Origin of the sequence: Arenibacter catalasegens, assembly GCF_002909235.1 — a bacterium.
Lineage (GTDB): Bacteria > Bacteroidota > Bacteroidia > Flavobacteriales > Flavobacteriaceae > Arenibacter > Arenibacter catalasegens.
In genome coordinates this window covers 1-26,854 of sequence record NZ_PHQQ01000001.1, presented here as the reverse complement: position 1 = coordinate 26,854, position 26,854 = coordinate 1, and the positions used below count along the sequence as shown (strand labels likewise).

The window sequence follows — 26,854 nt, the reverse complement described above, 5'->3', positions numbered from 1 at the left end:
TTATCGAATGAAGATATTTAATGCTAAACAGATATACGATGCTGATAAATTCACAATAGGTAAGCAGCAGATTACTAGTGAGCAACTCATGGAAAGGGCTGCAATTCAGATTTTTAACTGGTTACATTCTAGATTGCAGGGTGCAGGGACAAAAATTTATTTGTTTTGTGGAATAGGAAATAATGGGGGTGATGGATTGGTACTTGCCAGACATTTACATGAGCACGGATATAACGTTGAGGTTCATATAGTTAACTATAGTGAGAAAAGGTCAAAAAACTTTTTAATAAACCTGGATAGGCTAAAAGAAATAAAAATCTGGCCCAATTTTTTGAATGAGGGATCCGAGTTGCCCACTATCGGGAAGGAGGATATTGTGGTTGATGCCATTTTCGGAATTGGACTCAACAGGGTCCCTGCTATTTGGGTGAGAGGATTAATGCATCATCTTAATATTTCCGATGCATTTGTACTGTCAATTGATGTGCCTTCCGGACTCTTCATGGAAAGGAGTATATCTAATGCCGAAGGAGTGATAAGGGCAAATTATGTGCTTACTTTTCAAGTGCCAAAGCTTGTTTTTTTTCTTCCTGAAACAGGTATATTTATTGATCATTGGGAGATTTTGGATATAGGTTTGGACCAGGGGTTTTTATCCAGAACGGCATCTGAATATGACTTGATCGGCAAAAATGAAGCACGGTCCATGTATATACCACGGGAAAAATATTCACATAAAGGAAGTTTTGGTCATTCTTTGATTATCGGAGGCAGCTATGGAAAGATTGGGGCGGTTATTTTAGCGGCTAAAGGTAGTTTATGTGCTGGTAGCGGATTGGTCACAGCTTATGTTCCCAATTGTGGGTATTTGCCATTGCAAACAGCTTTGCCAGAAGCCATGGTTATTACAGATATTGAAGAACTGGGAATTTCAAATATTGATTTTGGTGTGGTTCCAAGTGTAATAGGTATTGGGGTTGGCATGGGCACAACAGACGCTACCGTAAAGACGTTTTCGGAATTATTGAATAGGAATAAGGTTCCTTTGGTGATAGATGCCGACGGCTTGAACATACTTTCGAGGAATCCTGATTTATTCAAAAAAATACCTCCCCAAACCGTTTTAACACCACATCCAAAAGAGTTGGAGCGTATTATTGGAAAATGGACGGATGATTTTGATAAACTTAAAAAGACAAAGGAATTCTCTAAAAGATACGATTGTATCATTGTTATTAAAGGTGCTAATACCATCATTATATATGACGGTAAAGGCTATGTTAACACTACGGGAAATCCAGGAATGGCAACCGGAGGAAGTGGAGATGTGCTAACTGGGGTAATTACCGGGCTTATCGCACAGGGATATTCGCCATTAAATGCTGCTATTTTTGGAGTGTACATTCATGGTAAAGCAGCTGATATAGCAGTAGAGAACTGTGGTTTCCAGGCCTTAATAGCCAGTGGTATACTTGATAATATTGGGAAGGCTTATTTAGATCTTTTTCAAGTCGCAGAACCGGAAGTGGTCCAAGAAGAAAGTGGAAAATAATATGTCGTTATCAATTAATTGATAACGACATGCTTTAGTCCATATTCGATGTTTTAACACGTCTTTTGATCCAGGTCAGGGCATTGTCCTGATCTATGAAAAATTTCATCGGCTTCTTGTAAAATAGTTTTTCAATATTAAAATTGTGCATGTCTATTTCTTTGATGGAAACTACGGCAAAGGCTCTTAGATTTTCTATTTCCCTAATTTGATTGTAGACCATTGGATCAATGGCATAGGAGTTTTTCCTTAAGCTTATGTAACCGAAGTTTTTATTCCTGAAATGAATTTCCATAATACCAATGATTTGAAAAACGCGTTCTTTGGTAATAGTACTTCCTTCATCAAAAATAGAAACCATGTAATCGTCAAATACCTGGACCTTTCCAATGTCCAGTTGATATTCTCGTACGATTATAGTCTTCTTGGGTCGTCCGACTTTCATTCTTCGTATTTTATATAGTGTGTCTGGGGCGAATGTAGAATTAAGTACCTCTATTTAAAAAATTATTAGATAAAAGACACTTTAATCGTTTATGTGGAATGGAAATTGGATTACTGTGTTTTATTTCTTACAAACACTGGTGAATACATAAAAAAAAGAGTAGCCATTGGCTACTCTTTTTTACGTCTATATTATGGTCCAAATTAGGTTTTGGACGACTTTTCTGCTTTTTTGATATTAATAGTAAGCTCTTCTTTTGCTTCATCAAGATCCATATGGATGGTATCGCCTTCCTCTAGTTTGGAATTTACGATTTCTTCCGCTAGAGCATCTTCTATATATTTCTGAATAGCTCTTTTAAGGGGTCTTGCGCCGTATTGTTTATCAAAACCCTTTTCGGCAATATAGTCTTTGGCCTTGTTGGTAAGTTGTAAATCGTACCCAATATCCTTAATCCTAAGGAACAATTTATTCAACTCAATATCAATTATCCTGTGAATGTCTTCACGTTCCAAGGAATTGAACACAATAACGTCATCTATTCTGTTCAAGAATTCTGGAGCAAAGGCCTTTTTTAAGGCATTTTCAATAACACTCTTTTGATGAGTGTCGGCTTGGGCCTTTTTTGCAGAAGTACCAAAACCAACTCCTTGGCCAAAATCCTTAAGTTGTCTTGCCCCAATGTTTGAGGTCATTATAATGATGGTATTTCTGAAATCGATTTTTCTACCTAGACTATCGGTTAAATAACCATCATCCAACACTTGTAAAAGCATATTGAATACATCTGGGTGCGCTTTTTCAATTTCATCCAACAGAATAACGGAATAAGGCTTACGGCGAACTTTTTCGGTCAACTGACCACCTTCTTCATACCCTACATATCCTGGAGGTGCGCCTACTAGTCTAGATATGGCAAATTTCTCCATATACTCACTCATATCCACCCTGATCAAAGCGTCCTCGGAGTCGAATAATTCTTTGGCCAATACTTTGGCAAGTTGTGTTTTACCAACACCTGTCTGTCCTAAAAATATAAAGGAGCCAATAGGTTTGTTAGGGTCTTTAAGACCTGCCCGATTACGTTGAATGGCTTTAGCTACTTTGGAAACAGCCTCATCCTGTCCAATTACATTGCCTTTAATAAGGTTCGGTAATTCCGCCAGCTTATTGCTTTCAGTTTGTGCGATCCTGTTCACGGGAATACCGCTCATCATGGATACCACGTCCGCAACATTATCCTCGGAGACGATCTCTTTATGAAGTTTACTATCCTCTTCCCATCTTTCTTGGGCAATGGCGAGGTCTTTTTCTATTCTTTTTTCATCATCCCTCAGCTTGGCCGCTTCCTCGTATTTCTGTTTTTTTACAACGGTATTCTTTAGTTCGCGAACGTCTTCCAATTGTTTTTCAAGTTCCAAAATTTGCTTGGGAACATCCATATTTACAATATGTACACGCGAACCTGATTCATCTAGGGCATCAATGGCTTTATCCGGCAGATATCTATCCGTCATATACCTATTAGTAAGTTTTACACAGGCAATGATAGCTTCGTCGGTATAAATTACATTATGATGGTCCTCGTACTTTCCTTTGATATTTTTTAATATTTCAATAGTTTCTGCGACGGTAGTAGGCTCAACGATTACTTTTTGAAAACGTCTTTCCAAGGCGCCATCCTTTTCGATGTATTGTCTGTACTCGTCCAAAGTAGTGGCTCCGATACATTGAATTTCTCCTCTTGCCAAAGCTGGCTTGAACATATTTGAAGCATCCAAACTTCCGGTTGCTCCACCGGCACCAACAATAGTGTGGATCTCATCTATGAATAAAATAACGTCGTCGTTCTTTTCCAACTCGTTCATAACCGCCTTCATACGCTCTTCAAACTGTCCGCGATATTTGGTGCCGGCCACCAAAGAAGCCAAATCCAAGGTTACAACTCTCTTGTTGTAAAGAATTCTTGAGACTTTCTTGTTAATTATCCGCAAGGCAAGACCTTCGGCAATGGCACTTTTACCAACACCTGGTTCACCAATTAATAAGGGATTGTTCTTTTTTCTTCTGCTTAGGATTTGCGAAACCCTTTCTATCTCCTTTTCTCGGCCCACAACAGGGTCCAATTTGTTTTCCTCAGCCATTTTGGTAAGGTCGCGTCCAAAATTGTCCAATACTGGAGTTTTGGATTTTTTACTTCCTTTCTGTCCGGTCCCGGAAGTTCCAAAAAATCCTTCTTTTTCCTCATTGGGTTCGTCGGAATCACTTGGGAAAGATTCAGATGTAGGAGAGTCTATATAATCGTCATCACTCGTAATCATTGATTTAAACTGGTCTTTTACTCCGTCGTAATCCACTTTTAATTTGTGTAATAATTTTGTGGTCGGGTCATTCTCATTGCGTAAAATGCAAAGTAATAAATGGGCCGTATTGATGGAGGAACTTTGAAATAATTTAGCTTCTAGAAATGTTGTTTTAAGTGCGCGCTCAGCCTGTCTGGTCAAATGCAGATTTTTTTTGTCCTTTTGTGCATTGCCGGCGTTTGGATTGGCTGGACTTAATATCTCCACTTTTCTTCGCAGATGATCCAAGTCCACATCCAATGCGTCTAAAATGCTTATTGCTTTTCCATTACCGTCCCGCAGCAATCCAAGCATTAAGTGCTCAGTACCAATGAAGTCGTGCCCCAATCTAAGGGCCTCTTCCTTGCTGTAAGCAATTACATCTTTAACTCTAGGGGAAAAATTGTCGTCCATAAAATATCCTTTCAACTTTAAAAATAGTAAATCTATACCAATCTAAGGCAAATACTATACCTAATATTCAATAAAGACGGTCTAAGTGACGAAAAAATCCATGAATTACAAAAACTTTAACAATGAATTTGTTAACCAAGGTCAAAATTTAAAGTGTTAATAAATTCTTCACAAAAGTATGACCTAAGTACTTGTATAGTATCGATTTTACGTATATTGTCGTGCTTTTTTAACTAAAAATAAATAGAAGATTTTAAATGGCAGAAGGAGAAAAATTAATTCCGATTAACATTGAAGATGAAATGAAATCTGCTTACATTGATTATTCAATGTCGGTCATTGTGTCACGTGCCCTGCCAGATGTTAGGGATGGTTTAAAGCCAGTGCATAGAAGGGTTTTGTTCGGAATGCACGAGTTAGGTGTTAGGTCCAATAGTGCTCATAAAAAGTCCGCGCGTATTGTCGGGGAAGTATTAGGTAAGTATCATCCACACGGTGATACTTCCGTTTATGATTCCATGGTCCGTATGGCCCAGGAGTGGAGTTTAAGGTATATGTTGGTCGATGGCCAAGGTAACTTTGGGTCCATAGATGGTGATAGTCCTGCAGCAATGCGTTATACGGAGGCCCGTATGCGTAAGATTGCGGATGATATGTTGGCCGATATAGACAAGGATACTGTAGATCATCAACTAAATTTTGATGATTCTTTGCAGGAACCAACGGTACTGCCAACTAGGATTCCCAATTTGTTGATAAATGGTGCTTCAGGTATTGCAGTAGGTATGGCGACCAATATGCCCCCACATAACCTTTCGGAAGTTGTGGATGGTACGGTAGCATATATTGAAAACAACGATATTGAGATAGATGAGCTTATAACACATATTAAGGCGCCCGACTTTCCAACAGGAGGGATTATATATGGCTATGATGGTGTTAAGGAGGCATTTCATACCGGACGTGGTCGTGTTGTGATGAGGGCGAAGGCCAGTTTTGAGGAAGTACAGGGAAGGGAAAGTATTATTGTTACCGAAATTCCATATCAGGTCAACAAGGCAGACATGATCAAAAAGACTGCCGATTTGGTCAATGAAAAAAAGATAGAAGGAATATCTACTATTAGGGATGAATCGGATAGGAACGGTATGCGTATCGTTTATATTCTGAAAAGGGACGCTATTCCAAATATCGTCCTAAATACCCTGTATAAATATACCTCATTACAGACTTCCTTTAGTGTTAATAATATTGCTTTGGTCAAAGGAAGGCCGCAATTATTGAATGTTAAGGAGATGATCCATTATTTTGTGGAACACCGTCATGAAGTAGTTGTTAGGCGTACAGAGTATGAATTGAAAAAGGCCGAAGAAAGGGCACATATCCTTGAGGGTCTTATTATAGCTTCGGATAATATCGATGAGGTTATTGCTATTATCAGGGCTTCTTCCAATGCCGAGGAGGCCAAGGAAAAGCTTATGGAGCGCTTTAAGCTAAGTGAAATTCAAGCCAAGGCCATTGTTGAAATGCGATTACGTCATTTGACAGGGCTGGAGCAGGATAAATTAAGGACAGAGTTCGATGAAATTATCTTGACCATAGCAGATTTGAAGGATATCCTAGCTAGAAAAGAGCGAAGGATGCAGATAATCAAGGATGAGTTGCTGGAAGTTAAGGATAAGTACGGGGATAACAGACGTTCCGAAATAAATTTTGCAGGTGGTGATCTAAGTATGGAAGATATGATTCCGGATGAGCAGGTGGTAATTACCATTTCGCATGCCGGTTATATTAAAAGAACTCCGCTTTCCGAATATAAGACACAAAATAGAGGTGGTGTAGGCCAGAAAGCAACCTCCACAAGGACGGAAGATTTCTTGGAGCACCTATTTGTAGGTACCAACCACCAGTATATGTTATTCTTTACCCAAAAAGGTAAGTGTTTCTGGATGCGGGTCTATGAAATCCCAGAAGGCAGTAAAACTTCTAAGGGGCGCGCCATTCAAAATTTGATCAATATTGAAAATGATGATATGGTGAAAGCCTTCATCTGTACTCAGGATTTAAAGGATGAGGAATACGTAAACAGTCATTATGTAATAATGGCCACTAAAAAGGGTATTGTTAAAAAGACCTCTTTGGAGCAATACTCCAGACCTAGACAAAATGGTATTAACGCTATAGGTGTTCGTGAGGATGATGAACTTTTGGAAGCCAAACTTACTACAGGGGCCAGTCAGATATTCCTAGGGCTAAAGTCGGGCAAGGCTATTAGGTTCGAAGAGGTGAAAACTAGACCAATGGGAAGAAATGCTTCTGGTGTTCGCGGTATAACTTTAGCACATGATAAAGATGAGGTAATTGGAATGGTGGCCGTACACAATTTTGAGGAAGAAATATTGGTGGTGTCGGAGAATGGTTACGGTAAACGTTCCAGTATTGAAGACTATAGGATTACCAATAGAGGTGGTAAAGGGGTGAAGACTATTTCCATTACAGACAAAACTGGTGGCTTGGTAGCCATTAAAAATGTTTCTGACTCAGATGATTTAATGATTATCAATAAATCGGGCATCGCCATTAGGATGAGTGTTGAAGATTTAAGGGTAATGGGAAGGGCAACACAGGGTGTTCGACTCATTAATATTAAAGGTAACGATTCCATTGCTGCGGTAGCTAAAGTGATGAAGGATGAGGATGAAATTGATGATGTTACAACTCTAGAGGTGGATGCTAAAGAAGAAGATGGCACGGCTCTTGATAATGATAGTCCGGAAACCAAAGAATAACAATTAAACACTAACACGTAAATTTAATTTTGAAATGAAAACAAATATTTTAATAATCGCGACTATGTTCTGTTCAGTAGTCGGAATTGCTCAAAAGGATGAGATAAAAACGGCTGATAAAGCGTTAAAGTCTGGTGACGCCATGGCTGCTAAAACAGCTTTGGACGGTGCATCTTCGCTAATTAGTAGTGCGGATGAAAAAATGCAGGCACAATATTACTTTTTAAGGGGTAGTGCTTATGCCGATTTGGCCAAAAAAGGCACCGCTGGTGCTTTTGACGAAGCTATTTCTTCCTTTAAAAAAGTAAGTGAAGTGGAAGGGAAAAGCGGAAAGGCAAAATACGGGGCTGATGCCAAGGAAAAACTTTCCAACATGACTGCCGACCTTATCAATTCTGCAGTAGAGGATAATAACAATAAAAAGTATGAGGAAGCAGCTGGAAAACTATATATGGGTTACCAGTTAAGTCCAATGGATACTGTTTATCTTTATTATGCAGCTAGTAGTGCGGTAAATGGAGGACATTATGAAAAAGCGCTTAAATACTATAACGAGTTAAAGGACTTAGGTTATGATGGAGGTGGTATAGTCTACAAAGCTACCAATGTATCTACCGGTGAGGCAGAAGAGATGGAGAAAACACAAAGAGAGTTAATGGTAAAATCTGGAGCATATAAGGATCCAACAGATGAAAAAACTCCTTCTAAAACTACGGAAATCGTTAAGAACATAGCCTTGATATATACGCAATTGGGGCAAGATGACAAGGCATTGGAAGCTTATAAGGATGCAAGGGCAAAAGATCCTAAGGATGTAAACTTGATTTTGAACGAAGCCAACCTTTACTACAAAATGGGCGATAAGGAGAAATTTAAAGCTTTAATGGCGGAGGCTTCCGAAGTGGCTCCGGATAATCCAGATTTGTTCTACAATGTTGGTGTTATCAACATGGAACAAGGTAATATAGAAGATGCGAGAAAGGCTTATAAAAGAGCTATTGAGATTAATCCTGGATATGTAAATGCACAATTGAATCTTTCCACAACCTACGTTAATGAAGGTAATGGTTTGATTGATGAAATGAATTCTCTTGGAAACTCCAAAAAAGATATCGCTAGATATGATGAACTAAAAGAGCAAAAAGATAGCTTGTTCCGCGATGGTGCAATTATCTTGGAAGATGCTTTGAAATTGAATCCTGACAATCAAGGTATTCTTTCTCAGTTAAAGAATATTTATGGTGCCTTGGGAGATAATGAGAATTTTTTACGTCTTAAAAAGCTTGCTGGAGAGTAAGAAGATATCGGTTGAATATACAAAAGGGCCATCGCATTGCGATGGCCCTTTTTTTTATATGATCTTTTTGATTACTCTTAGTTTGTGGGTGTAGGTATTGGTTTCGGTATTGAAGATTCCTGTATGGTCTATGCGGTCTATCCGGACCTTGCCAAAAGAATGGATAACATAGTTGTTCTCCATGATGATTCCTACGTGATCTATAATCCCGTCGTTGTTGTCAAAAAAGGCCAAATCTCCAGGTTCACTTTCCTCAATAAAACTTAAGGCTTCCCCTTGTGTAGATTGTTGTTGGGCACCTCTAAGTAGTCTATGGCCATTTATTTTGTAGACCATTTGGGTAAAGCCAGGACCGTCAATTCCAAATGTGGTTTTACCACCCCATAAATAGGGGGCATTTAAATAGAGAAGGGCATTATGAACCAGTTGGTTTTTGTCTTGTTTGCCTATAGCATACGAGCCATCGAACTTGTGGTTCAAAAAACAATATTGCTGTATAGATGAGCCAAGAACAATGGGAAGAAGTATATTGTTTTCGATTTCTATAAAGGAGATAAGCTCAGACGATACTTTTGTGGATTCCGAACAATCCAATTCCGTATAGAGTTCATCCTCTATGAGGGTAAATTGTAGGTTGCTTATCCAACCCTCAAAATTGTCGAAAGCATTGCGGATCTTGCTCCATTTTTTTCTTTGCTCCAGCACCTTAAAATGTTCACCGTATAAAAGTTGGGAAACCATTTCGCTAGTGTCATCTGCTATGGAACGTACTGGGACAATACTAAGGTGGCAAATACCGTATTGCATGGGCGTGCTTTACAAGAACTTATTAATTTTTTTCTATAATTATGGCAGAAGCTCCACCACCACCATTACATATGGCTGCTGCGCCAATTTTGGCATTGTTCTGTTCCAGTACGTTTAGTAATGTAATAATGATTCGAGCCCCGGAACAACCTAAGGGGTGACCCAAAGAAACGGCTCCGCCATTCACATTTACATTTTTATCGTTAAGTCCTAGTATTTTCATATTGGCAAGGCCAACTACCGAAAAGGCTTCGTTAAACTCAAAATAATCTACATCATCAATACTTATACCGGCTTTGGTCAATGCTTTTGGTAGTGCCTTTGCTGGGGCGGTAGTAAACCATTTTGGTTCCTGTGCCGCATCGGCATAACTCTTTATGGTTGCCAATGGCCTTAATCCTAGTTCTTTTGCTTTTTCACTGCTCATTAAAACTAGAGCTGCTGCCCCGTCATTAATGGTTGAGGCATTGGCCGCGGTAACAGTGCCATCTTTTGAAAAAGCTGGTTGCAATCCGGGAATTTTGTCCAGTTTCACATTTTTAAATTCTTCGTCTTCACTAACCAAAATGGGTTCGCCCCTTCTTTGAGGAACTTCCACAGGAACTACTTCATTGGCAAATTTTCCATGTGCCCAAGCTTCCGCTGATCTTTGGTAGGATTGTATGGCAAAATTGTCCTGATCTTCCCTGCTAAATTTATATTCAATAGCGCAGGCGTCTGCACAGGTTCCCATGGCTTGCTGATCGTAAGCATCTACCAATCCGTCTTTTTGCAAACCATCGACTAAGGTGGCAGGTCCAAATTTTTGGCCATTCCTTAAATGAATATAATGAGGTATTAGACTCATGTTTTCCATACCGCCGGCAACAACAATGTCGTTGTCGCCCAATGCTATGGACTGGGCAGCCATCATAACGGATTTCATTCCTGAGGCACATACTTTATTGACAGTTGTGCAAGGAACGGTATTTGGTATTCCCGCATAAATGGCGGCCTGTCTAGCTGGAGCCTGTCCGGTTCCTGCCTGTACAACATTGCCCATTATAACTTCCTCCACTTGGGAGGGGTCCAACTTTATTTTATTCAATGCACCTTTAATTGCAACAGCACCAAGCTCAGGGGCGGTTATGGTAGACAACGCTCCCATAAAGCTTCCAATGGGTGTTCTTGCAGCAGAAACGATTACAACATCTTTCATCAAGTTCATTTTTATTATTTGCGAATTTAATAAATTAATGTGCAATGAGGTGGGCAATGATGTAATATTCCGAGTTTTTTATGAATTTATCAGCGTGATTTCCGGAGGGTTAAATTGGGGGACAAAAGCTTCGGTCCTTTATAAATTAATAAATGTTTCTTTTGCTTTGCTGTGTTATTTAAGGAAAGTGTCATTATAAGTTTATATTTTTCTATTTTTGACTATATATACTTTCCGTATGCGCACTTTTTTGGACAAGCTTTATAAAAATCATTCTCTAGTTTATAAGTATTTTTTATATTTCTTGGCTGTTTTCTTTATTGTATTTTTTTTTCCTAAAGGAGGAAAGTTTAAATATGAGTACCAGAAAGGCAAGCCTTGGCAATACAATAATTTTTATGCTCCGTTCGATTTTTCGGTAAATAAGAGTGAGGATGAAATTACTAAGGAAAGAGATAAAATAGAAAGCAATCACATAGATTACTATTATTATGATGCCAACATAGTAGCAGAGGTAGACAGTACAATACAGAACGAATTGAATTTGATCTTTAATTCCTCCTCTTTCGATAAATACGAATTGGGAAGGATAAAGAGTGTGGCCAAAGATGTTCTAACAGACCTCTATGCAAATGGTATTTTATCCAAAATAGAGAGGAGAAGTAATAAGAATAGTCTGTACCTAGTTAGGAATAATGAAGCTGTAAGGTTGAATTTCGACAAGGTTTATAGTTTATCGGATGTAGAGAGTGTAATTAGAAAAAAACTGACGCAAACTAGATTATCCGATTATGAACCTTCCTTTCAGGAGTTGTTCTTTAATTTTATTAAACCCAATGTAAGTTTTGATAGCGATTTATCGAACAAGGAGTTGGAATCTGAATATTCCAAGATTTCCTATACCATTGGCAATGTAGATGAGGGCAAACTTATTATAGCCAAGGGAGAGGTAGTAGAGGAAGAGGACCTAAGGGTGTTGGATTCACTGAAAAGTGAATTTGAGTCCGAGTTATGGGAAGAGAATAATCAATACTTAATACTTTTTGGGTACACCTTATTGGTGGCAATGGTATTAATGATGTTTTTTCTTTTTCTCAAAAAATATCGCCCGGAAATCTTTAAGGATAATACCAAGGTTACCTTTATAGTAGTCAATATTCTAATCATGGTGTTTATGACCACAATGGTGGTGAAATACAATGTAGAGTATGTTTTTGTGGTTCCTTTGTGTATTCTACCCTTGGTGCTCAAAACTTTTTTTGATGCCAGGTTAGGGCTTTTTGTTCATGTACTTACCGTTTTAATTTTAGGTTTTGTAGTGCCAAACAGTTTTGAATATATTTTTCTACAGACTTTGGCGGGAATTGTTACCATCTTGTCGGTGTCGGAATTGTATAAAAGGGCCAATTTATTTATATCTGTAGGCCAAATTACTTTGATTTATATAGTTGGTTATTTTGCGTTTCATATGATCCACGAGGGCAACTTGGATGATATACACTGGATGGCTTTTGGATATTTTTTCCTGAATGGTATGATTACCTTATTTGTTCAGCCCTTGATTTATATTCATGAGAAGATATTTGGTTTGGTTTCCGATGTTTCCCTGCTGGAATTATCCGACACCAATTCCAAACTATTAAAGGAATTATCCAATAAGGCTCCTGGAACGTTTCATCATTCCTTACAGGTTGCCAATTTGGCGGAAGCAGCGGCCAATGAAATTGGAGCAAATGCTATGTTGGTTAGGGTAGGGGCACTTTATCATGATATTGGCAAAATGAACAATCCAACCTATTTTACGGAAAATCAGATTACCAATGTAAACCCTCATGACGATCTTGAACCTATAGATGCAGCGGCCATAATAATCAACCATGTTATAGAGGGAATAGAAATTGCACGTAAAAACAAGATTCCGGACCGTGTAATAGATTTTATAAGGACCCACCATGGTACTTCTTTGGTTTTTTATTTTTACAAAAAGCAAGAGGTTTTGGAAGGCGAGGTCAATGAAGAGGATTTTAGGTATCCGGGTCCTATTCCGTTTTCGAAGGAAACTGCCATTTTAATGATGGCGGATTCCGTGGAAGCGGCTTCCAAGAGTTTAAAAAATCCAACTTTTTTGATAATTGATGAATTTGTTGAAAAGATTATTGAGGGCCAAATTAAGGCTGATCAATTTTTAAATGCCAATATTACTTTTAAGGAAATAGAGGCAATTAAGAAGATTTTAAAACAAAAATTGATTAATATTTATCATTTAAGAGTAGAATATCCAGAGTAGTTGATTTTATGAATTGTTTGAGGTTTAATAAGATAGGGTCAATAAGCAAAAGGAAGTGAAAAAAATATTAAAAAATTGTTGCGTTCTTCTGAATGAAAAAGTACATTTGCAACCGCATTTTTAATGCAAGATCTTTAAAATTACTGGAGAGGTGCCTGAGTGGCCGAAAGGAACGGTTTGCTAAATCGTCGTACCCCAAAAGGGTACCCAGGGTTCGAATCCCTGTCTCTCCGCTTTTTTTAATGTAGTAATGTAGAGATGGTTTTGCCATTTCGGGGTGTACCACGCCTGAGGCGTGGCAGGTCTCACCCGGTTTGTAACGCAAGGCGTTATTATCGCGCCGCGTTTGGGACGCGGAGGTCGTCGCGATTTGGGCGTGACCACTCTAAGAAAGATAGTATATGTTCGTTTATATTTTATATAGCGAAAAACGTTCAAGATATTACGTAGGTCAAACTGCTGATATTAGAAAAAGATTGATAAGACATAACCTTGGTGTTGTTCCTTCTACAAAGGGTGGAGCGCCTTGGGTGTTAGTTTTGCAAATTGAGGTCTTGTCGCGTTCGGAAGCAATTGTTTTAGAACACAGGATAAAGAAAAGAAGAGCAAAACGTTATATAGATGACCATTTCGGGGATAACACTCCGAAGGCAAGTGAGGTTTCGCCCGGTCATTAAAACAAAATATTTGGGACGAGGAGGTCGTCACGCTTAGGGCGTGACCACCCCAGGAAAGAAAATAGATAACTAGTTCGGGGTGTAGCGTAGCCCGGTTATCGCGCCGCGTTTGGGACGCGGAGGTCGCAGGTTCGAATCCTGCCACCCCGACTTTTTAGTAAATCAAATAGCAACAAAAGCTTGGTAATCGTATGATTATCAAGCTTTTGTAGTTTTAAGGCTATCATTTAATTTGGTTTGATTTGATTAAAAATGTGACCTATTCGGTTACCAAGTCCTAAAATGTATAAAAAAGGTAACCGAATGTATTGATTTGACTTTTGTTTTAATGTTCAATTTTTAAAACAAAAACGTATGAAAACTTTAAACACCTTCAGTATTCTGTTTTGGCTAAAACTTGCCAGTGCCAAAAACGGAGAAGCACCTCTTTATGCTAGAATTACCATAGATGGTAAAAGAGCAGAGCTCTCATTAAAGCAAAAAATCTTAATTTCAGATTGGGATGCAAAGAAGAATCGATTAAAAGGATTAAGTGATGACATCAAAAAAGTCAATACTTATCTTAAACAAGTCAATTCTCAACTTTTTGAAGCCTATCAAAATCTTAAAAGAGAAAGAAAGTTTGTTACTTCAAATCTTCTCAAAGCACACTTTTTAGGAACAGATCAAAATAGGTATGCAATCACAGATATTATCAAGTATCATAACGAGCATATGAAATCTACCCTCCGCTGGGGAACACAGAAGAACTACTTTACTACCCACAAGTATATTTTTCTTTTTCTAAAGCAAAAACATAGCACCACCGATATGTTCTTAAGCGAGTTGAATTATAAGTTTATTATCGATTTTGAACGCTATTTAAGAGGTCAAAAGTCTATGGGAAACAATACGGTCATGAAACACATAGAACGTCTAAGGAAAATGATTAGCCTTTCTTATAAAATGGAATGGCTAAGTAAAGATCCCTTTATAAAATTTGAAGCCAAATACGAGAAGAAAGAAAGAACCTATTTGACGCTACAAGAATTACAAGCCATAGAAAACAAACTATTTACCATTACTAGATTACAATTGATTAAAGATTTGTTTGTTTTTAGTTGCTATACAGGATTATCTTATGGGGATGTGATGAATTTATCGACTAAAAATTTATGCACTGGTATCGATGGAAAACAATGGATTTATGCCGAGCGAGAAAAAACTAGTATACCCATGAAAATCCCAATACTCTCAAAAGCACTGTGCATCATCAAAAAATATGAAGCCCATCCAGAATCAATAATAAAGGATCGACTTTTTCCAATGATATCGAATCAAAAGCTAAATTCATATTTAAAAGAAATAGCAGACGTATGCGGAATAACTAAAAATATAACTTTTCACATCGCCAGGCATACTTTTGCTACAACGGTCACTTTGAGTAATGGAGTACCTATAGAAACAGTATCTAAATTATTAGGTCATTCCAAAATATCGACAACCCAGATTTATGCCAAAGTCATTGAAAGAAAGGTAAGTGAGGATATGCAAAAGTTAGAGCAAAGCTTTTTAATTAACGAATAGGTGATAAGTATATGACTATTTTGAAAAGTCCGTGTTGAAATAAAAGAGGCTAATGAAGAAAAGAATAACAACTATACTATCGTTATCAGAATACCGGAAAACTCGAAAAAATCACACTACTGGTAAAAGCAATGAACTGATGAAATAGCCTAGTTTTAAAGCCATCAAAAAGAAACTTATGGCAGTGCTAAAAAAAGGACTTGGTCAGAAGGCGCAAGATGTGTTTTTGTTGCCACAAAAACAAACTTGCTTTACTCCCGACGGTCGCAAAGTAAAAAGAGTACAGATCAAAAAGTAGTTACGCCCAGTTGGATTTCTTTTTAACGCTTATCAACCCGAACACTAAAGAAATCCAACAGGATCCATGCGTAAGTTAGTTATGGTAAGATTTGGGGATTTTATTTCATAGAAAACCTTTAGTTTTATACTATCCATATTACTTATGAACTTCCAATTAACAATTAATTCTTTTTTTTTTTCATTAGCCAATTTTTAGAAAACATACTTCATATCTTAATGATGCTATTAAAAACACTAGGAGTAAAATCATTATCTTAGTATCAAAATAAAACAAAATGTCATAACAAATATGTTACCTTTTCGGTTACCCAGCTTAATTAATAAATTGTAACTACTTGATTTATAAATATATAGTGTGGCTTTAGAACATTCTGCCACCCCGACCAAGAAAATCCGATCACAGATGTGATCGGATTTTTTGTTTTCCACTGCGTAGTACCACTAGGTGGTTAAGCAGCGGAAAACAAAAAAGGCGACAGGCGTTAGCCTGTGTCGGATTTCCTTGAGCCCCGACCCACTAAATAGGTTCACCGAACGGAGTGGGGTAATCCTGGACTGGTTCCTAATTATTAATACAGCGAGGCACTTGAGCGTACACAATGTCACTAGCTCAAGTCAATATTCAACAGTTCAAATATTATATCCCTATTTTTTATATAAATAACTCTTTTATCTATTTCAATTACCCCTTCATCCTTAAACTGTTTTAGGCTCCTACCCAAACTTTCTGGTGAAGTGCCAATAATATTGGCCAAATCTTCTCTTGTTAAATCAATACCAGCTGATTTATAATGCTTTTGGAATCTATTTTCTAAAATGAGCAAGTTAATAGCCAATCGTGCATTAAGATTTTTTTGGGCAAGTACAGCAATAATATTGGCTAGAACGCCAAACTCATGACCTATATTTTTTATAAAAGTGCGTTGCAAAGCGGGAATATCCAATAACAACTTAAAAAAGACATCCTTAGCTATAAAATTCACTTCCAGATCTTCCAATGCTTCACAGGAATCTTGATAACGCTCTTCTCCAAATAAAGCGTGATACCCTAATACATCGCCAGTCGTGTAGATATAAAAAATTTGTTCTATTCCAGAAAAACCGCGCTTGAACTTTTTTGCTTTTCCTTTTTTAATTTGAAAGATACCGGTAGGGACACCTTCTTCATAAAACAAGAGTCCCCCTTTCTTGATGATCAATGGCTCCATAGTATCATATACTAACTTTTTTTCCTCAGAGGTTAATACCTCAAAAAGTTGTTCACTTTGAAAATCAAATTGGGAATAGAAATTTTTCATCGGTCAAATATATAATAAATAGCACATAAAAACATAACATTTGTTATGTTTTAAATTAACATTTGTTGTACATTTGTATTCAATTTAACTTAGTTTACAATATGAATGAAAGTAAAATTAGTCTTGTTAATGGAAAGCTGCATGTGCCAAATAAACCAATTATTCCTTTTATTGAAGGTGACGGGACTGGTCCAGATATTTGGAAAGCCACTAAAATGGTAATTGATGCTGCTATTAAGAAAGCATATGGTGATTACAGAGAAATTAAATGGAAAGAAGTATATGCAGGTGAAAAGGCTTTTGAGAAAACAGGGGAGTGGTTACCAGAAGATACTATTAAAAGCATTAAGAAATACCTTGTGGCCATTAAAGGGCCATTAACGACACCAATAGGTGGTGGAATGCGGTCCCTTAATGTGGCTTTACGACAACAACTTGATTTATATGCTTGTGTTAGACCCGTTAAATGGTATGAAGGCGTACCCTCCCCTGTGAAAAATCCCGAAAAAGTAGATATGGTCATTTTTAGGGAAAACACTGAAGATATTTACGCGGGCATTGAATGGATGAATGGTACACCTGAACTTGAAAAAGTAAAAAACTTTTTAATCAATGAGATGGGTGTAACTGCCATTCGCTTTCCCGATACCGTATCTATTGGAATTAAACCCGTTTCAAAAGAAGGAACAGAGCGTTTGGTAAGAGCTGCGATTCAATATGCTATTGAACATAAAAAAGATTCGGTAACTATCGTTCATAAAGGTAATATAATGAAATATACCGAAGGCAAATTCAAAGAATGGGGCTATCAGTTGGCCATAGATGAATTTTCCGCGAAAGATTATGAAGGTGGTCCTTGGCAGGTTATTGATAACGGTGGACATCAACTAATTATAAAAGATGTCATTGCCGATGCTTTTTTGCAACAAATTATTTTGAGACCTGAACAATATGATATTATTGCAACCTTAAACTTAAATGGGGATTACATTTCTGATGCTTTGGCTGCGATTGTGGGTGGGATAGGAATTGCACCGGGGGCAAACATAAATTATAAAACGGGAGTTTCCATATTTGAAGCAACACATGGTACAGCGCCCAAATACAAAGATCAAGATAAGGTGAATCCATCTTCCGAAATCCTTTCCGGCGTAATGATGTTGGAATATTTAGGTTGGCAAGAAGCCGCAGACCTTATAGTTAAAGGATTGAAAGGCGCTATTCATAACAAAACCGTCACCTATGATTTCGAAAGATTAATGGAAGATGCCATGCTACTTAAATGTTCTGAATTTGGGAAAGCTATAGTTGATAATATGTAAATCTATCTGAGAAAAAATTGTTCACTACAAAAAGGAGAATAGTCAATGAAAAGGGGGACGAAGCTGTACAGTATTTTAAAATTAAAATGCCCACGTTGTCAAATTGGAAATTTATTTAATAATCCAGGATTATTTGTGTTTTCAAGAATCTTGGAAATGCCCAATAAATGCTCATGTTGTCAGCAAGATTTTAAGCTGGAACCAGGGTTTTATACGGCTGCTTTATGGATTAGCTATCCTATTGTACTAATAATTTTTATGCCATTAATAATACTAGGATTTTCTTTGAATAGTATACCTGGCTTTTTTAAAATTATGTACCCCTTTATTATTCTCTTTAGTTTTATGTTACAGATTCCATTAATGCGTATCTCAAGAGCTATTTTATTGAATATGACCATAGATTATACAACAAATTGGTAAAATATAATAAAATTTTAAGCGCCTTATTTATATAATGATTAATCTGTAAACCAATGGGCAAAGAATTTATACCAAAATTATTTTCTCTTTTAAAACTAGGGATATCAAAGGAAACAATAACAAAAGATATTCTTTCTGGATTAATTGTGGGGATAGTCGCTTTACCCTTGGCCATTGCCTTTGCGATAGCCTCTGGTGTTTCTCCTGAAAAGGGAATCTTAACAGCAATTATAGCAGGAATCATTATTTCGACTTTTGGAGGAAGTCGGGTTCAAATAGGAGGGCCTACAGGAGCTTTTATTGTTATTGTTTATGGTATTGTTCAACAATACGGGACAGACGGCTTAACCATCGCTACTTTTATGGCTGGCTTTATTATTATCGGTTTTGGATTGGCGCGACTTGGAAATTTACTGAAATACATTCCATATTCTCTCATTGTGGGTTTCACTAGTGGTATAGCCCTTATTATTTTCTCCTCTCAGATTAATGACTTTTTTGGGCTAAGTATCTCTCAAGTCCCTGCCGATTTTATAGATAAATGGGTCGTGTATTTTAGTAATTTCCATAAAATCAATTGGTATGCTATTAGCATTGCCGTCGCAACGATATTTATCACACTTTATTTTCAAAAAATAGTAAATAAGGTTCCAGGGTCTATAATTGCCATAATATTATCTACCATAATTGTAGTTGTATTTGACCTTCCGGTAGATACCATTGAAAGTAATTTTGGGAATATTACAAATAAGTTGGCCTTGCCCCATATACCAAAGGTTGATTTTGATACCATTCAAGGGCTTATTCAACCCGCATTTGCAATTGCCATATTAGGAAGTATAGAATCACTCCTTTCCGCTGTGGTTTCAGATTCAATGATAGGAGGTAAACACCGTTCAAATATGGAATTAATAGCACAAGGAGCAGCCAATATTTTCTCTTCTCTCTTTGGTGGTATCCCGGCTACGGGGGCCATTGCAAGAACTGCAACCAATGTAAAAAATGGTGGGCGAACCCCTATTGCCGGTATCGTTCATGCTCTAGTCCTATTGGCTATTATGCTTTTATTTGCGCCCTATGCCAAATTAATACCTATGTCTTGTTTAGCAGGTATATTAATGGTTGTCGCGTATCATATGAGTGAATGGAAACAATTCATATCTATTCTAAAAGGCAATAGAATGGATGTTGTTATCTTACTGACCACCTTTTTTCTTACCGTTATCTTTGATTTGGTAATTGCCATAGAAATTGGGATAGTGTTATCCAGTTTTATGTTTATGAAAAGAATGAGTGAATCTGTTAATATTCAGGATTTTTCATCCGAAAATGGAAATGGCGAGCATCTTTTTGATGAAGAGTTATTGGATTTACCTAAAGGAGTTATTTTATATGAAATTAATGGACCTCTATTTTTTGGAGCGGCCAGACAATTTCAGGAAACCATTACCAATACACATTTACAGCCCAAAGTTATTATTATTAGAATGCGCTATGTACCATTAATCGATGCTACCGGATATCAGAGTATCAAGGAAATCATAAAAACCTACAAGGCTCGAAAAATCAAAGTAATAATTTCGGGTATTGGAAAAACCTTGAGGAAGGATTTTAAAAAAAATGAAATATTCTCATTTATAGCAACAGATTTTGTGGTAGAAGATATACATACCGCCATTAAAAGGGCCAAAGAAAACTTGTAGGATTAGTTTTTAGAAACGCAGTGTGGTTATTAATAGACCCAGTTGTATATGTAGTTTATCGAGTATATTTATAAATTATTGTTTGGCAATTAATTGCCACCTTCCCTTTTTTAAATCTCGCGTTGTTTGGTAATGAATGATTTTAGTTCATTTATGGCAATAATCTCATTATCGTTTTTCGGATCTGATATTTTTTTCAAATAGCTTGAGAAGTAGAGAATATAAATTTCCTCGGTCAAAATATTATGTATGGTAACATTAGCAAAACCAATGATTTTGAGCTTTTCTACGCCTTGTATCAATAGCGCTTCCTTAGTTTTTTGAATGTGGTTCAAATTTTTATTCATAGCTATCAAAATTTCTTTTCCCAAAAGTTTAGTTTCCCATTGTAGGCCGTAAATTCTAAATCAAAACCCTCTGGAATTTCTACCCACATACTCCAATACGTAACCATACGAGTTCCAACGGGCGTTTTTTTTAATTGATTTTCTACATATTCTGAATACGTAAAATATAATTTTTCGTCTAAAACGATTTTGTTGTCTATTAAAAGGGAATTATCAATGTTTTCATAAAAAGGGTTATAAAAATAGAAGGCATCATAATCAGAAAAGGAAATTTCTGTAATATTTGAGTGAAAAAATTCTACATTATTTATTTGATGTGTTTTTGCTATACTTTTACATAAGTTGACAAGTTCCTTTCGTTGTTCAACACCATAAAATAGGCCCTTTGTTGAAGCTGCTCCTATTAAACAAAACTTCCCTGCTCCCGACCCAATATCCAAAACTTTGCATTTTGGTTTATCCACTAAATAATCGGCCGCCAATTTAGCTACTTCTACGGGAGTCCAATGGCGCTCAGAAAGCTTTTTGATCCGCATTGGATAAAGTGAATTAAAAAGATGGTCTTCAATGTCAATATTTAATTGCAGATTTTTAAAAATCATTGTGTATAAACTTGATTAGCCAATAAAGCAACAATAGCTATTTTAGTTGTTAAAATTGCAAGTCGTATTTATGTGTATACGATTTGCCAGTATTTTTATTTGTTCTTCTTTATTTTTATTTGTGCTTTTGGACATAATTCATCACTATATGTGCAGTAAACACAGCAGTCATCCGTATTGTTTATTCCAAACAGAGTATGGCAAAACACACACTTACTATTAATACGTTTACCTATCTGTGGCATTTTTTCTTTGTATTTAGAACCGCAGATAGGACAGCTCATTATTGCGTATGTACTAATTTTTGTCAAACTAAATAGAATTAATTTTTTAGATGAAAGGGAATTCAATTGGAGATTTCATCGTTATTTTGTTCATTAATAAATAATTGCAAACCATGGATGTAAAATTACCATGTCTAAAAATAAATGTGCTTGAGGGGAATCTTGGAAAAGTTTGATTTAAATCAAACTTTTAAATTAAAAAATAAATAAGACGTAACTTTAGGACTCGCTTATGATTACTAAATTCACATTCAATAGCCAGTATATTTTAAAGGAATTACCTCAAGCTGATAAAGAGTTGCTTGAGGAATTAATGATTGATAAAAAGTATCGTAAAAACCAACCCATATTTACGGAAGGCACCTTGCCATCGGGTATTTTTTATTTGCAAAGCGGTAAAGTAAAAAAATACAAAATAGACAATGATGGGCGAGAACAAATAATTTATATCTACAATGAAGGTGAGTTTTTTGGCTATTCATCTGTTTTAAGTGAAAATACTTACGGAGATACTGCAGTTGCCATAGAAAACGCTATAATCTCATTTATAACCATACAGGATTTTAATAAGATACTTAACAATTCTTCATCATTTTCTCGTTTGCTATTGAAAAGTTTAAGCCACGAATTTAGTGTCTTGGCAAATCTTATGGCGGTATTATCTCAACGTACAGTGAGGGAACGAGTGGCTCTTAATTTGTTGATTTTACATGATAAATATAAAGTTAAGGATTTTGCAATCACCTATATTATGCTTTCTCGCTCGGATTTAGCCAATATGGCTGGGACAGTAGTTGAAACCTTAGCACGTGTACTTCATGATTTTAAACATGATAAACTTATTGCTATAGATGGTCGTAAAATTCAATTGCTAAATATTGAACGTCTCATCCAGATTGCTAATTTTTATTGATCTAATTTATTTCTGGTTAACTTCTGCGAGATCTTAAGCTGCGGAAAACAAAAAAGACGATAGGCGTTAGCCTTTACTTAGTTTTCAAGAGCTCCGACGACCATAAAGGTTCATAGAAAGCTGAGGTTATTCATAAGTTTTAGCATTTCGTTTGTAAAACGTTTACCTCGAGCTGCAAAAGGGATTAAGGCTGGTTTGGGGTTGTGCAATATAAGTTGGTTTAGGATTTTGAGGCGGTATCCTAATATTTTGGACTTTTTCGCTTAGGCAGTTATCCTTAAAATCCATTAGCTAGTTTTAGTTTTACTGTGGCTCATTTTTTTAATATTCTTTGTAGTTGCCTTGCACTTTTAAATCCACATTTAGAAGCTATATATTCAACAGTATAGTCGGGGTTATTAAGCATGGTACTGGCATATTCTTTTCGCAATAGGGTAAGATATTCCAGAATAGTTAACCCCGTCCTGTCCTTAAATACCCTGCTAAGATTTCGTGAACTCATCCCAACAAGTGAAGCTAAGGATTCTATGTCGTTCTCTTTGGAAAGATTATCAATTAAGTAATCTTGAACTTGATGCACATGTGGATTGATATGGTTTCTATAATCGAGGTAAATACTTTGCTGTCTGTGTTTTCCACTCCTACGGTGATAAACAACAAGGCCTCTTGCCACTTTATGCGTAAATAGAGGCCCCTTTAAAGCTTCAAGAATGGCCAAGGCAAGATCGATTCCTGCACTTATGCCGGCACTGGTATACACATTATTACTCTTAATATATAATATATCGGCTACAACCTTGGCCTGTGGAAATTGGAGTTGCAGCTCATTTATTCTTCGCCAATGTGTAGTACATTCTGTATCCTTTAATAAACCCGCATACCCTAAGGCAAAAGCTCCGTTACAAATGGAACACACCATTACCCCTGTCTCAGAACAATCTTTGAGCCATTTGAAAAATTCTTTTTCAGCCTTAAAAGCAATACTGCTAACGTAATCAAAATGCATACCTGGAACAAATACAAAATCCCCTTCATTTAATTTGGCTTCACCATAGTTCTTAATTTTTTCAAACCCTAATCCTGCCGTACTTACAGGTTTATCCTGAAATTGATAAAATTCAATATCCATTTGAAGACCATAAAATTTAGCCTCGGTAAAAACCTGTACCGGACCTGCAAGGTCAAGTAATTCAACGGTAGGTGGAATAATAAAGGCGACCTTTTGCATATTTTCGGGTTTTAATCTATTTAATAAAGGTAAGCCAAGTCTAAATTTAATATCAGACATTAAGGCGTCAATTACAGACGACCTATTCAAGTTACCCTGAATTTAATAGATCCAAAGGATATCCCATATCTAAATAGACAAAAAAAAGCCGTCCACTAATGAACGGCCTTTAAAATTTAACCAAGCGTTATCTAAATGCAATCTGCACAAGTACATGTTGAACCGCAATTGCAATTAACACATTTACAATTTGGATTTCCACATTTTACATTGTCTGTTTTTTGAGCACTCTTGCTCACTGTTGTTGATTTCATAATTATGTTTTTTATTGTTTTTTAATGAAGTAAAAGTAGCCTATGCAAGGATGTAGTTGTTATACTTCTTTGGGAATTGATTGTACAGTTTTGGGTTAGGTCTAGTCAATAGGGAAACGGCGGGCAAGTCTCTTTCATATTGATTGTGAGAAGTAAAGTTGCCCGCGAAATTTATAAGTAAAAGAAAAAACTTCAGGCAAAGTGACATTTTTAAATGAATAAATCTTATCTGTTTTGAAAATAATAATTTAAGCCATTAATAATATTTGGATTTCTTGAACCCATATGATCCAGGTTTTTTTCAAGATTTTTTGTTAGTTTAATATTGGTATAGTTGTCCATAATTGAATGATGAAACGCTTCGAAGGGATCCAACATTCTGTCTCTTTCTTCCTGTTCGCCTATACCCATGAACACCAGTTGCCTTCTGTTTTTATTTTCGGCTCTGTTATCCTTTTCCATTTGCAGAGAAACATAGTCATCAAACCAAAAAGATGGACTTAATAGAATATAGTTTCCGAATAATTTATTGTTTGTGCAAAAAGCGTAACCTCCAAATAGACCTCCATATGAATGGCCAAGTATTACCCGACTTTCCCTGGTATTATCAGCATTGTAATCTTGTTCCATTTTGGGAATTAACTGAGTTTCAATGAAATTCAAAAATTGCGGAGCCCCACCAGTAACTGAGCTAACTTTTGTTGGAGTATAATCAATGCTACGGTCCTTACCATATCCAATGCTTACGACCAAAACATTTTTAAATCCAAAATTATCCGAAATCTCGTTACATCGGTTAGCAACGAAACCAAATATTTCTTCACCATCTAATACATATATTGTTTCATATTTTTCAACTGACGGATTGTAATTATAAGGCAATCCAACCTTAATATTATAAGATGCTCCATTGGTAACGGATTGTAATGTAAATTCATTTGTTACACCTAAGTTCATTTCTTCCTTTGTACAAGAGCCGTGGTTATTTCGGAGTTATGACGCCACCTGTTTCGGTCAAACTGCGCCACTTTGAAAGATTCTACAATTATAAAAAAAATTAGGTTTATAAATTCTTTAATTTTCCTTTTCTTAAGGATTCTCCTTTAAGGTCGATCCGATGTGAGGAGTTTACGATCCTGTCGAGCAAAGCATCCGCTTGAGTACCATCCCCACCTATAATTTCATACCACGCAGATACCGGTATTTGAGTGGATATGATGGTGGAGGCCCTGTTGTACCTGTCATCGATAATATCCATTAACGCTTCCCTGGCGTGGTTATCAAAGCTCTGTAGCCCAAAATCATCAAGGATCAGTAAGTCCGCTTTTAGCAGCTTGGCCAGTTCTTTTAAATAGGTACCATCTACTTTGCTTAGCTTCAGTTTTTTCAGCAACCGGGCAGTATTTGCATAAATGGTTTTATATTCCATCATGCACGCCTGGTGGCCCAGGGCCTGGGAGAGATAGCTCTTGCCAGACCCACAGAGACCGCAGATGATGATATTCTCCTTTCTTTCCATAAAGTCCAGCGTACCCAGACGCAGGAACATATTTTTATCAAGGTCGCGGTCATGGGTATAGTCCACATCTGCCAGAGATGCCTGCTGACGAAAGTCGGCCTGCTTTAAAAGCCTACCGATCTTACTGTTCTGCCGGTCTTCCCATTGATGGTCGATAAGCAGTGCCAGATATTCATCTGCTGTCATATCACTGAGCCGGTTGCTTTTTACGTGCTGAAGGTGCAACTCGGCCATAGCCCCCAAACGCATTTGTTTGAGTTTTTCAATAGTTTGATTGTTGTTCATTGTTTTAAATTTAATGGTGAATATTATTTGTATGCGGAGGCTCCTCTTAAATTTCCGTGTTCGGGAATATGAGGTTTATCCTCTTCCAGGTCCTGGTAGAACAGGGAGCTTTTATCCAGGTTGTTCTTCAGAATATTTTTGATGCGCCCGTAGGTGGCGGCATCGGCCCGAAGCGCCCGTTTGCAGGCATCGTCCAACCTTTTGGACCCGTAGGCCTTATGAAGCTGAATGACGCCCATGGCCCGTTTATAGCCTATCTCGGGATAGTCCCCGGCCCTGAGTATTTCCTCTATACAGCCCAGTACGTTCTTGCCATGGATACCGGCCTTCTTTTTAAAGAATTCGGGACTCCAGTCGGAGTAAAATTTATGGGTGCTACTGAGATGTTCCGCATTGGTATTGTAGCTTCCATTGGAGGGATTACGTCCATGCAAAGCGATACGCTCATGATAGTAATAGACCTCTACCATGCTTGCGGTGTAATGGATAGTGGTCTCCTTTCCTATATAGCGGTACGGGACACTGTAGTAGCTCTTGTCCGGTGAGAAGTACACATAGCCCATCTTCTGTACCTTGGCCCTGCGGTAATCCTTGAGTTCATAGGCGCTGGCAGGTAAAGGCTTCAGGTACTCCCGCTCCACCATTTGGAAGAGTTCCAGCCGACTGGCCTGTTTTCTTTTGAACAAGAGGTCGTTATAGGACCCCAATAGGCGTCTTATCTCCCGGTTGAGATCCTGCAAAGAGAAGAAGGTCATATTGCGCAGGGGATAATAGATGCGCTGGTAGGCCAGGTTCACCGCGTTCTCGCACAACGCCTTATCCTGCGGTGAGTACCCACGGGCAGGATTGATCACGCAATTGTAATGATGGGCGAAGTCCTTGAAGCTCCGGTTGATGTCGGCCTCATATCTGCTCGCACGTTTGACGGCCGACTTGAGGTTG

The 26,854-nt window shown here is 37.3% G+C and carries 22 protein-coding genes and 2 tRNA genes; 12 read left to right on the top strand and 12 right to left on the bottom strand.

The window, feature by feature from the left end; genetic code table 11:
• Positions 1-7: 7 nt before the first annotated feature.
• Positions 8-1,552 (top strand): NAD(P)H-hydrate dehydratase, encoded by a 1,545-nt coding sequence (locus CWD90_RS00115; protein WP_103473898.1) that lies wholly within the window; start codon positions 8-10, stop codon positions 1,550-1,552.
• Positions 1,553-1,586: 34 nt separating this feature from the next.
• Here CWD90_RS00115 and CWD90_RS00110 read toward each other — a convergent pair whose 3' ends face one another.
• Together CWD90_RS00110 and CWD90_RS00105 are read right to left on the bottom strand one after the other, a co-directional pair.
• A complete protein-coding gene (locus tag CWD90_RS00110; RefSeq protein ID WP_103473897.1) occupies positions 1,587-1,997 on the bottom strand; it encodes an STAS/SEC14 domain-containing protein in 411 nt (136 codons plus the stop codon).
• Positions 1,998-2,200: 203 nt separating this feature from the next.
• Positions 2,201-4,753 carry an ATP-dependent Clp protease ATP-binding subunit gene (locus CWD90_RS00105; RefSeq protein ID WP_103473896.1) on the bottom strand — a complete coding sequence of 851 codons (2,553 nt, stop codon included), beginning with the start codon at positions 4,751-4,753 and terminating at the stop codon, positions 2,201-2,203.
• Between the two features lie 257 nt (positions 4,754-5,010).
• Between CWD90_RS00105 and gyrA the strand changes: the two genes are divergently transcribed.
• Both gyrA and CWD90_RS00095 read left to right on the top strand, forming a co-directional pair.
• Positions 5,011-7,542, top strand: a complete 2,532-nt coding sequence (gene gyrA, locus CWD90_RS00100) for a DNA gyrase subunit A (protein ID WP_103473895.1) — start codon at positions 5,011-5,013, stop codon at positions 7,540-7,542.
• Positions 7,543-7,576: 34 nt separating this feature from the next.
• Positions 7,577-8,839, top strand: coding sequence for a tetratricopeptide repeat protein (locus tag CWD90_RS00095; RefSeq protein ID WP_103473894.1), 1,263 nt, complete (start codon positions 7,577-7,579; stop codon positions 8,837-8,839).
• Positions 8,840-8,893: 54 nt separating this feature from the next.
• Here CWD90_RS00095 and CWD90_RS00090 read toward each other — a convergent pair whose 3' ends face one another.
• Positions 8,894-9,646, bottom strand: coding sequence for a C40 family peptidase (locus tag CWD90_RS00090; protein WP_103473893.1), 753 nt, complete (start codon positions 9,644-9,646; stop codon positions 8,894-8,896).
• Positions 9,647-9,668: 22 nt separating this feature from the next.
• Positions 9,669-10,844, bottom strand: coding sequence for an acetyl-CoA C-acyltransferase (locus CWD90_RS00085; protein WP_103474218.1), 1,176 nt, complete (start codon positions 10,842-10,844; stop codon positions 9,669-9,671).
• Positions 10,845-11,082: 238 nt separating this feature from the next.
• Here CWD90_RS00085 and CWD90_RS00080 point away from each other — a divergent pair, with 238 nt between their 5' ends.
• The 5 genes from CWD90_RS00080 (at position 11,083) to CWD90_RS00060 (ending at position 15,374) form a co-directional block, all read left to right on the top strand.
• Positions 11,083-13,131, top strand: coding sequence for an HD family phosphohydrolase (locus CWD90_RS00080; protein WP_103473892.1), 2,049 nt, complete (start codon positions 11,083-11,085; stop codon positions 13,129-13,131).
• A 145-nt stretch (positions 13,132-13,276) separates the two neighbouring features.
• A tRNA-Ser gene (locus CWD90_RS00075) sits at positions 13,277-13,364 on the top strand.
• A 168-nt stretch (positions 13,365-13,532) separates the two neighbouring features.
• Positions 13,533-13,808 carry a GIY-YIG nuclease family protein gene (locus CWD90_RS00070; protein WP_103473891.1) on the top strand — a complete coding sequence of 92 codons (276 nt, stop codon included), beginning with the start codon at positions 13,533-13,535 and terminating at the stop codon, positions 13,806-13,808.
• A 75-nt stretch (positions 13,809-13,883) separates the two neighbouring features.
• Positions 13,884-13,958, top strand: a tRNA-Pro gene (locus tag CWD90_RS00065).
• 204 nt (positions 13,959-14,162) lie between these two features.
• Positions 14,163-15,374 carry a site-specific integrase gene (locus tag CWD90_RS00060; protein ID WP_103473890.1) on the top strand — a complete coding sequence of 404 codons (1,212 nt, stop codon included), beginning with the start codon at positions 14,163-14,165 and terminating at the stop codon, positions 15,372-15,374.
• 905 nt (positions 15,375-16,279) lie between these two features.
• On the opposite strand, the gene CWD90_RS00055 is transcribed toward CWD90_RS00060, so the two are convergent.
• Entirely contained in the window at positions 16,280-16,972 is a 693-nt protein-coding gene (locus CWD90_RS00055; protein WP_103473889.1) for a Crp/Fnr family transcriptional regulator, read from the bottom strand.
• A 101-nt stretch (positions 16,973-17,073) separates the two neighbouring features.
• Here CWD90_RS00055 and icd point away from each other — a divergent pair, with 101 nt between their 5' ends.
• From icd to CWD90_RS00040, 3 genes are read left to right on the top strand one after another with little or no spacing between them, the layout of a single operon-like run.
• Positions 17,074-18,294 carry an NADP-dependent isocitrate dehydrogenase gene (icd, locus tag CWD90_RS00050; RefSeq protein WP_103473888.1) on the top strand — a complete coding sequence of 407 codons (1,221 nt, stop codon included), beginning with the start codon at positions 17,074-17,076 and terminating at the stop codon, positions 18,292-18,294.
• A gap of 45 nt (positions 18,295-18,339) precedes the next feature.
• Positions 18,340-18,717 (top strand): DUF983 domain-containing protein, encoded by a 378-nt coding sequence (locus tag CWD90_RS00045; protein WP_103473887.1) that lies wholly within the window; start codon positions 18,340-18,342, stop codon positions 18,715-18,717.
• 53 nt (positions 18,718-18,770) lie between these two features.
• Positions 18,771-20,420: a SulP family inorganic anion transporter gene (locus CWD90_RS00040; protein WP_103473886.1), complete on the top strand. Its 1,650-nt coding sequence runs from the start codon at positions 18,771-18,773 to the stop codon at positions 20,418-20,420.
• Between the two features lie 110 nt (positions 20,421-20,530).
• Here the strand turns inward: CWD90_RS00040 and CWD90_RS00035 are convergent, their stop codons facing one another.
• The 3 genes from CWD90_RS00035 to CWD90_RS23680 all read right to left on the bottom strand — a co-directional run bounded on the left by CWD90_RS00035 (position 20,531) and on the right by CWD90_RS23680 (position 21,653).
• On the bottom strand, positions 20,531-20,767 hold the full coding sequence (locus CWD90_RS00035; RefSeq protein WP_157941138.1) for a hypothetical protein: 237 nt from the start codon (positions 20,765-20,767) through the stop codon (positions 20,531-20,533).
• Between the two features lie 5 nt (positions 20,768-20,772).
• Entirely contained in the window at positions 20,773-21,369 is a 597-nt protein-coding gene (locus CWD90_RS00030; protein WP_103473884.1) for a methyltransferase domain-containing protein, read from the bottom strand.
• A 95-nt stretch (positions 21,370-21,464) separates the two neighbouring features.
• Positions 21,465-21,653: a GDCCVxC domain-containing (seleno)protein gene (locus CWD90_RS23680; RefSeq protein ID WP_353057373.1), complete on the bottom strand. Its 189-nt coding sequence runs from the start codon at positions 21,651-21,653 to the stop codon at positions 21,465-21,467.
• A gap of 232 nt (positions 21,654-21,885) precedes the next feature.
• On the opposite strand from CWD90_RS23680, the gene CWD90_RS00025 reads away from it, so the two are divergent.
• The gene (locus CWD90_RS00025) at positions 21,886-22,566 is read left to right on the top strand and encodes a Crp/Fnr family transcriptional regulator (RefSeq protein ID WP_103473883.1); all 681 of its coding nucleotides are present in this window, start codon (positions 21,886-21,888) and stop codon (positions 22,564-22,566) included.
• 313 nt (positions 22,567-22,879) lie between these two features.
• Here the strand turns inward: CWD90_RS00025 and CWD90_RS00020 are convergent, their stop codons facing one another.
• The 4 genes from CWD90_RS00020 to CWD90_RS00005 form a co-directional block, all read right to left on the bottom strand.
• On the bottom strand, positions 22,880-23,794 hold the full coding sequence (locus CWD90_RS00020; RefSeq protein WP_103474217.1) for a GlxA family transcriptional regulator: 915 nt from the start codon (positions 23,792-23,794) through the stop codon (positions 22,880-22,882).
• A gap of 539 nt (positions 23,795-24,333) precedes the next feature.
• Positions 24,334-25,065, bottom strand: coding sequence for an alpha/beta hydrolase (locus CWD90_RS00015; protein ID WP_103473882.1), 732 nt, complete (start codon positions 25,063-25,065; stop codon positions 24,334-24,336).
• Between the two features lie 106 nt (positions 25,066-25,171).
• Positions 25,172-25,912, bottom strand: coding sequence for an IS21-like element helper ATPase IstB (gene istB / locus CWD90_RS00010; RefSeq protein WP_103473881.1), 741 nt, complete (start codon positions 25,910-25,912; stop codon positions 25,172-25,174).
• A 23-nt stretch (positions 25,913-25,935) separates the two neighbouring features.
• Complete coding sequence (locus CWD90_RS00005) at positions 25,936-26,619, bottom strand: Mu transposase domain-containing protein (RefSeq protein WP_239986420.1); 684 nt, start codon at positions 26,617-26,619, stop codon at positions 25,936-25,938.
• Between the last annotated feature and the right edge of the window lie 235 nt (positions 26,620-26,854).

Excerpts from the sequence above, each read along its gene's own strand:
- CWD90_RS00115 (WP_103473898.1), top strand. The coding sequence starts at position 8 with ATGAAGATATTTAATGCTAAACAGATATACGATGCTGATAAATTCACA.
- CWD90_RS00110 (WP_103473897.1), bottom strand. The coding sequence starts at position 1,997 with ATGAAAGTCGGACGACCCAAGAAGACTATAATCGTACGAGAATATCAA.
- CWD90_RS00105 (WP_103473896.1), bottom strand. The coding sequence starts at position 4,753 with ATGGACGACAATTTTTCCCCTAGAGTTAAAGATGTAATTGCTTACAGC.
- gyrA (WP_103473895.1), top strand. The coding sequence starts at position 5,011 with ATGGCAGAAGGAGAAAAATTAATTCCGATTAACATTGAAGATGAAATG.
- CWD90_RS00095 (WP_103473894.1), top strand. The coding sequence starts at position 7,577 with ATGAAAACAAATATTTTAATAATCGCGACTATGTTCTGTTCAGTAGTC.
- CWD90_RS00090 (WP_103473893.1), bottom strand. The coding sequence starts at position 9,646 with ATGCAATACGGTATTTGCCACCTTAGTATTGTCCCAGTACGTTCCATA.
- CWD90_RS00085 (WP_103474218.1), bottom strand. The coding sequence starts at position 10,844 with ATGAAAGATGTTGTAATCGTTTCTGCTGCAAGAACACCCATTGGAAGC.
- CWD90_RS00080 (WP_103473892.1), top strand. The coding sequence starts at position 11,083 with ATGCGCACTTTTTTGGACAAGCTTTATAAAAATCATTCTCTAGTTTAT.
- CWD90_RS00070 (WP_103473891.1), top strand. The coding sequence starts at position 13,533 with ATGTTCGTTTATATTTTATATAGCGAAAAACGTTCAAGATATTACGTA.
- CWD90_RS00060 (WP_103473890.1), top strand. The coding sequence starts at position 14,163 with ATGAAAACTTTAAACACCTTCAGTATTCTGTTTTGGCTAAAACTTGCC.
- CWD90_RS00055 (WP_103473889.1), bottom strand. The coding sequence starts at position 16,972 with ATGAAAAATTTCTATTCCCAATTTGATTTTCAAAGTGAACAACTTTTT.
- icd (WP_103473888.1), top strand. The coding sequence starts at position 17,074 with ATGAATGAAAGTAAAATTAGTCTTGTTAATGGAAAGCTGCATGTGCCA.
- CWD90_RS00045 (WP_103473887.1), top strand. The coding sequence starts at position 18,340 with ATGAAAAGGGGGACGAAGCTGTACAGTATTTTAAAATTAAAATGCCCA.
- CWD90_RS00040 (WP_103473886.1), top strand. The coding sequence starts at position 18,771 with ATGGGCAAAGAATTTATACCAAAATTATTTTCTCTTTTAAAACTAGGG.
- CWD90_RS00035 (WP_157941138.1), bottom strand. The coding sequence starts at position 20,767 with ATGAATAAAAATTTGAACCACATTCAAAAAACTAAGGAAGCGCTATTG.
- CWD90_RS00030 (WP_103473884.1), bottom strand. The coding sequence starts at position 21,369 with ATGATTTTTAAAAATCTGCAATTAAATATTGACATTGAAGACCATCTT.
- CWD90_RS23680 (WP_353057373.1), bottom strand. The coding sequence starts at position 21,653 with ATGAGCTGTCCTATCTGCGGTTCTAAATACAAAGAAAAAATGCCACAG.
- CWD90_RS00025 (WP_103473883.1), top strand. The coding sequence starts at position 21,886 with ATGATTACTAAATTCACATTCAATAGCCAGTATATTTTAAAGGAATTA.
- CWD90_RS00020 (WP_103474217.1), bottom strand. The coding sequence starts at position 23,794 with ATGCAAAAGGTCGCCTTTATTATTCCACCTACCGTTGAATTACTTGAC.
- CWD90_RS00015 (WP_103473882.1), bottom strand. The coding sequence starts at position 25,065 with ATGAACTTAGGTGTAACAAATGAATTTACATTACAATCCGTTACCAAT.
- istB (WP_103473881.1), bottom strand. The coding sequence starts at position 25,912 with ATGAACAACAATCAAACTATTGAAAAACTCAAACAAATGCGTTTGGGG.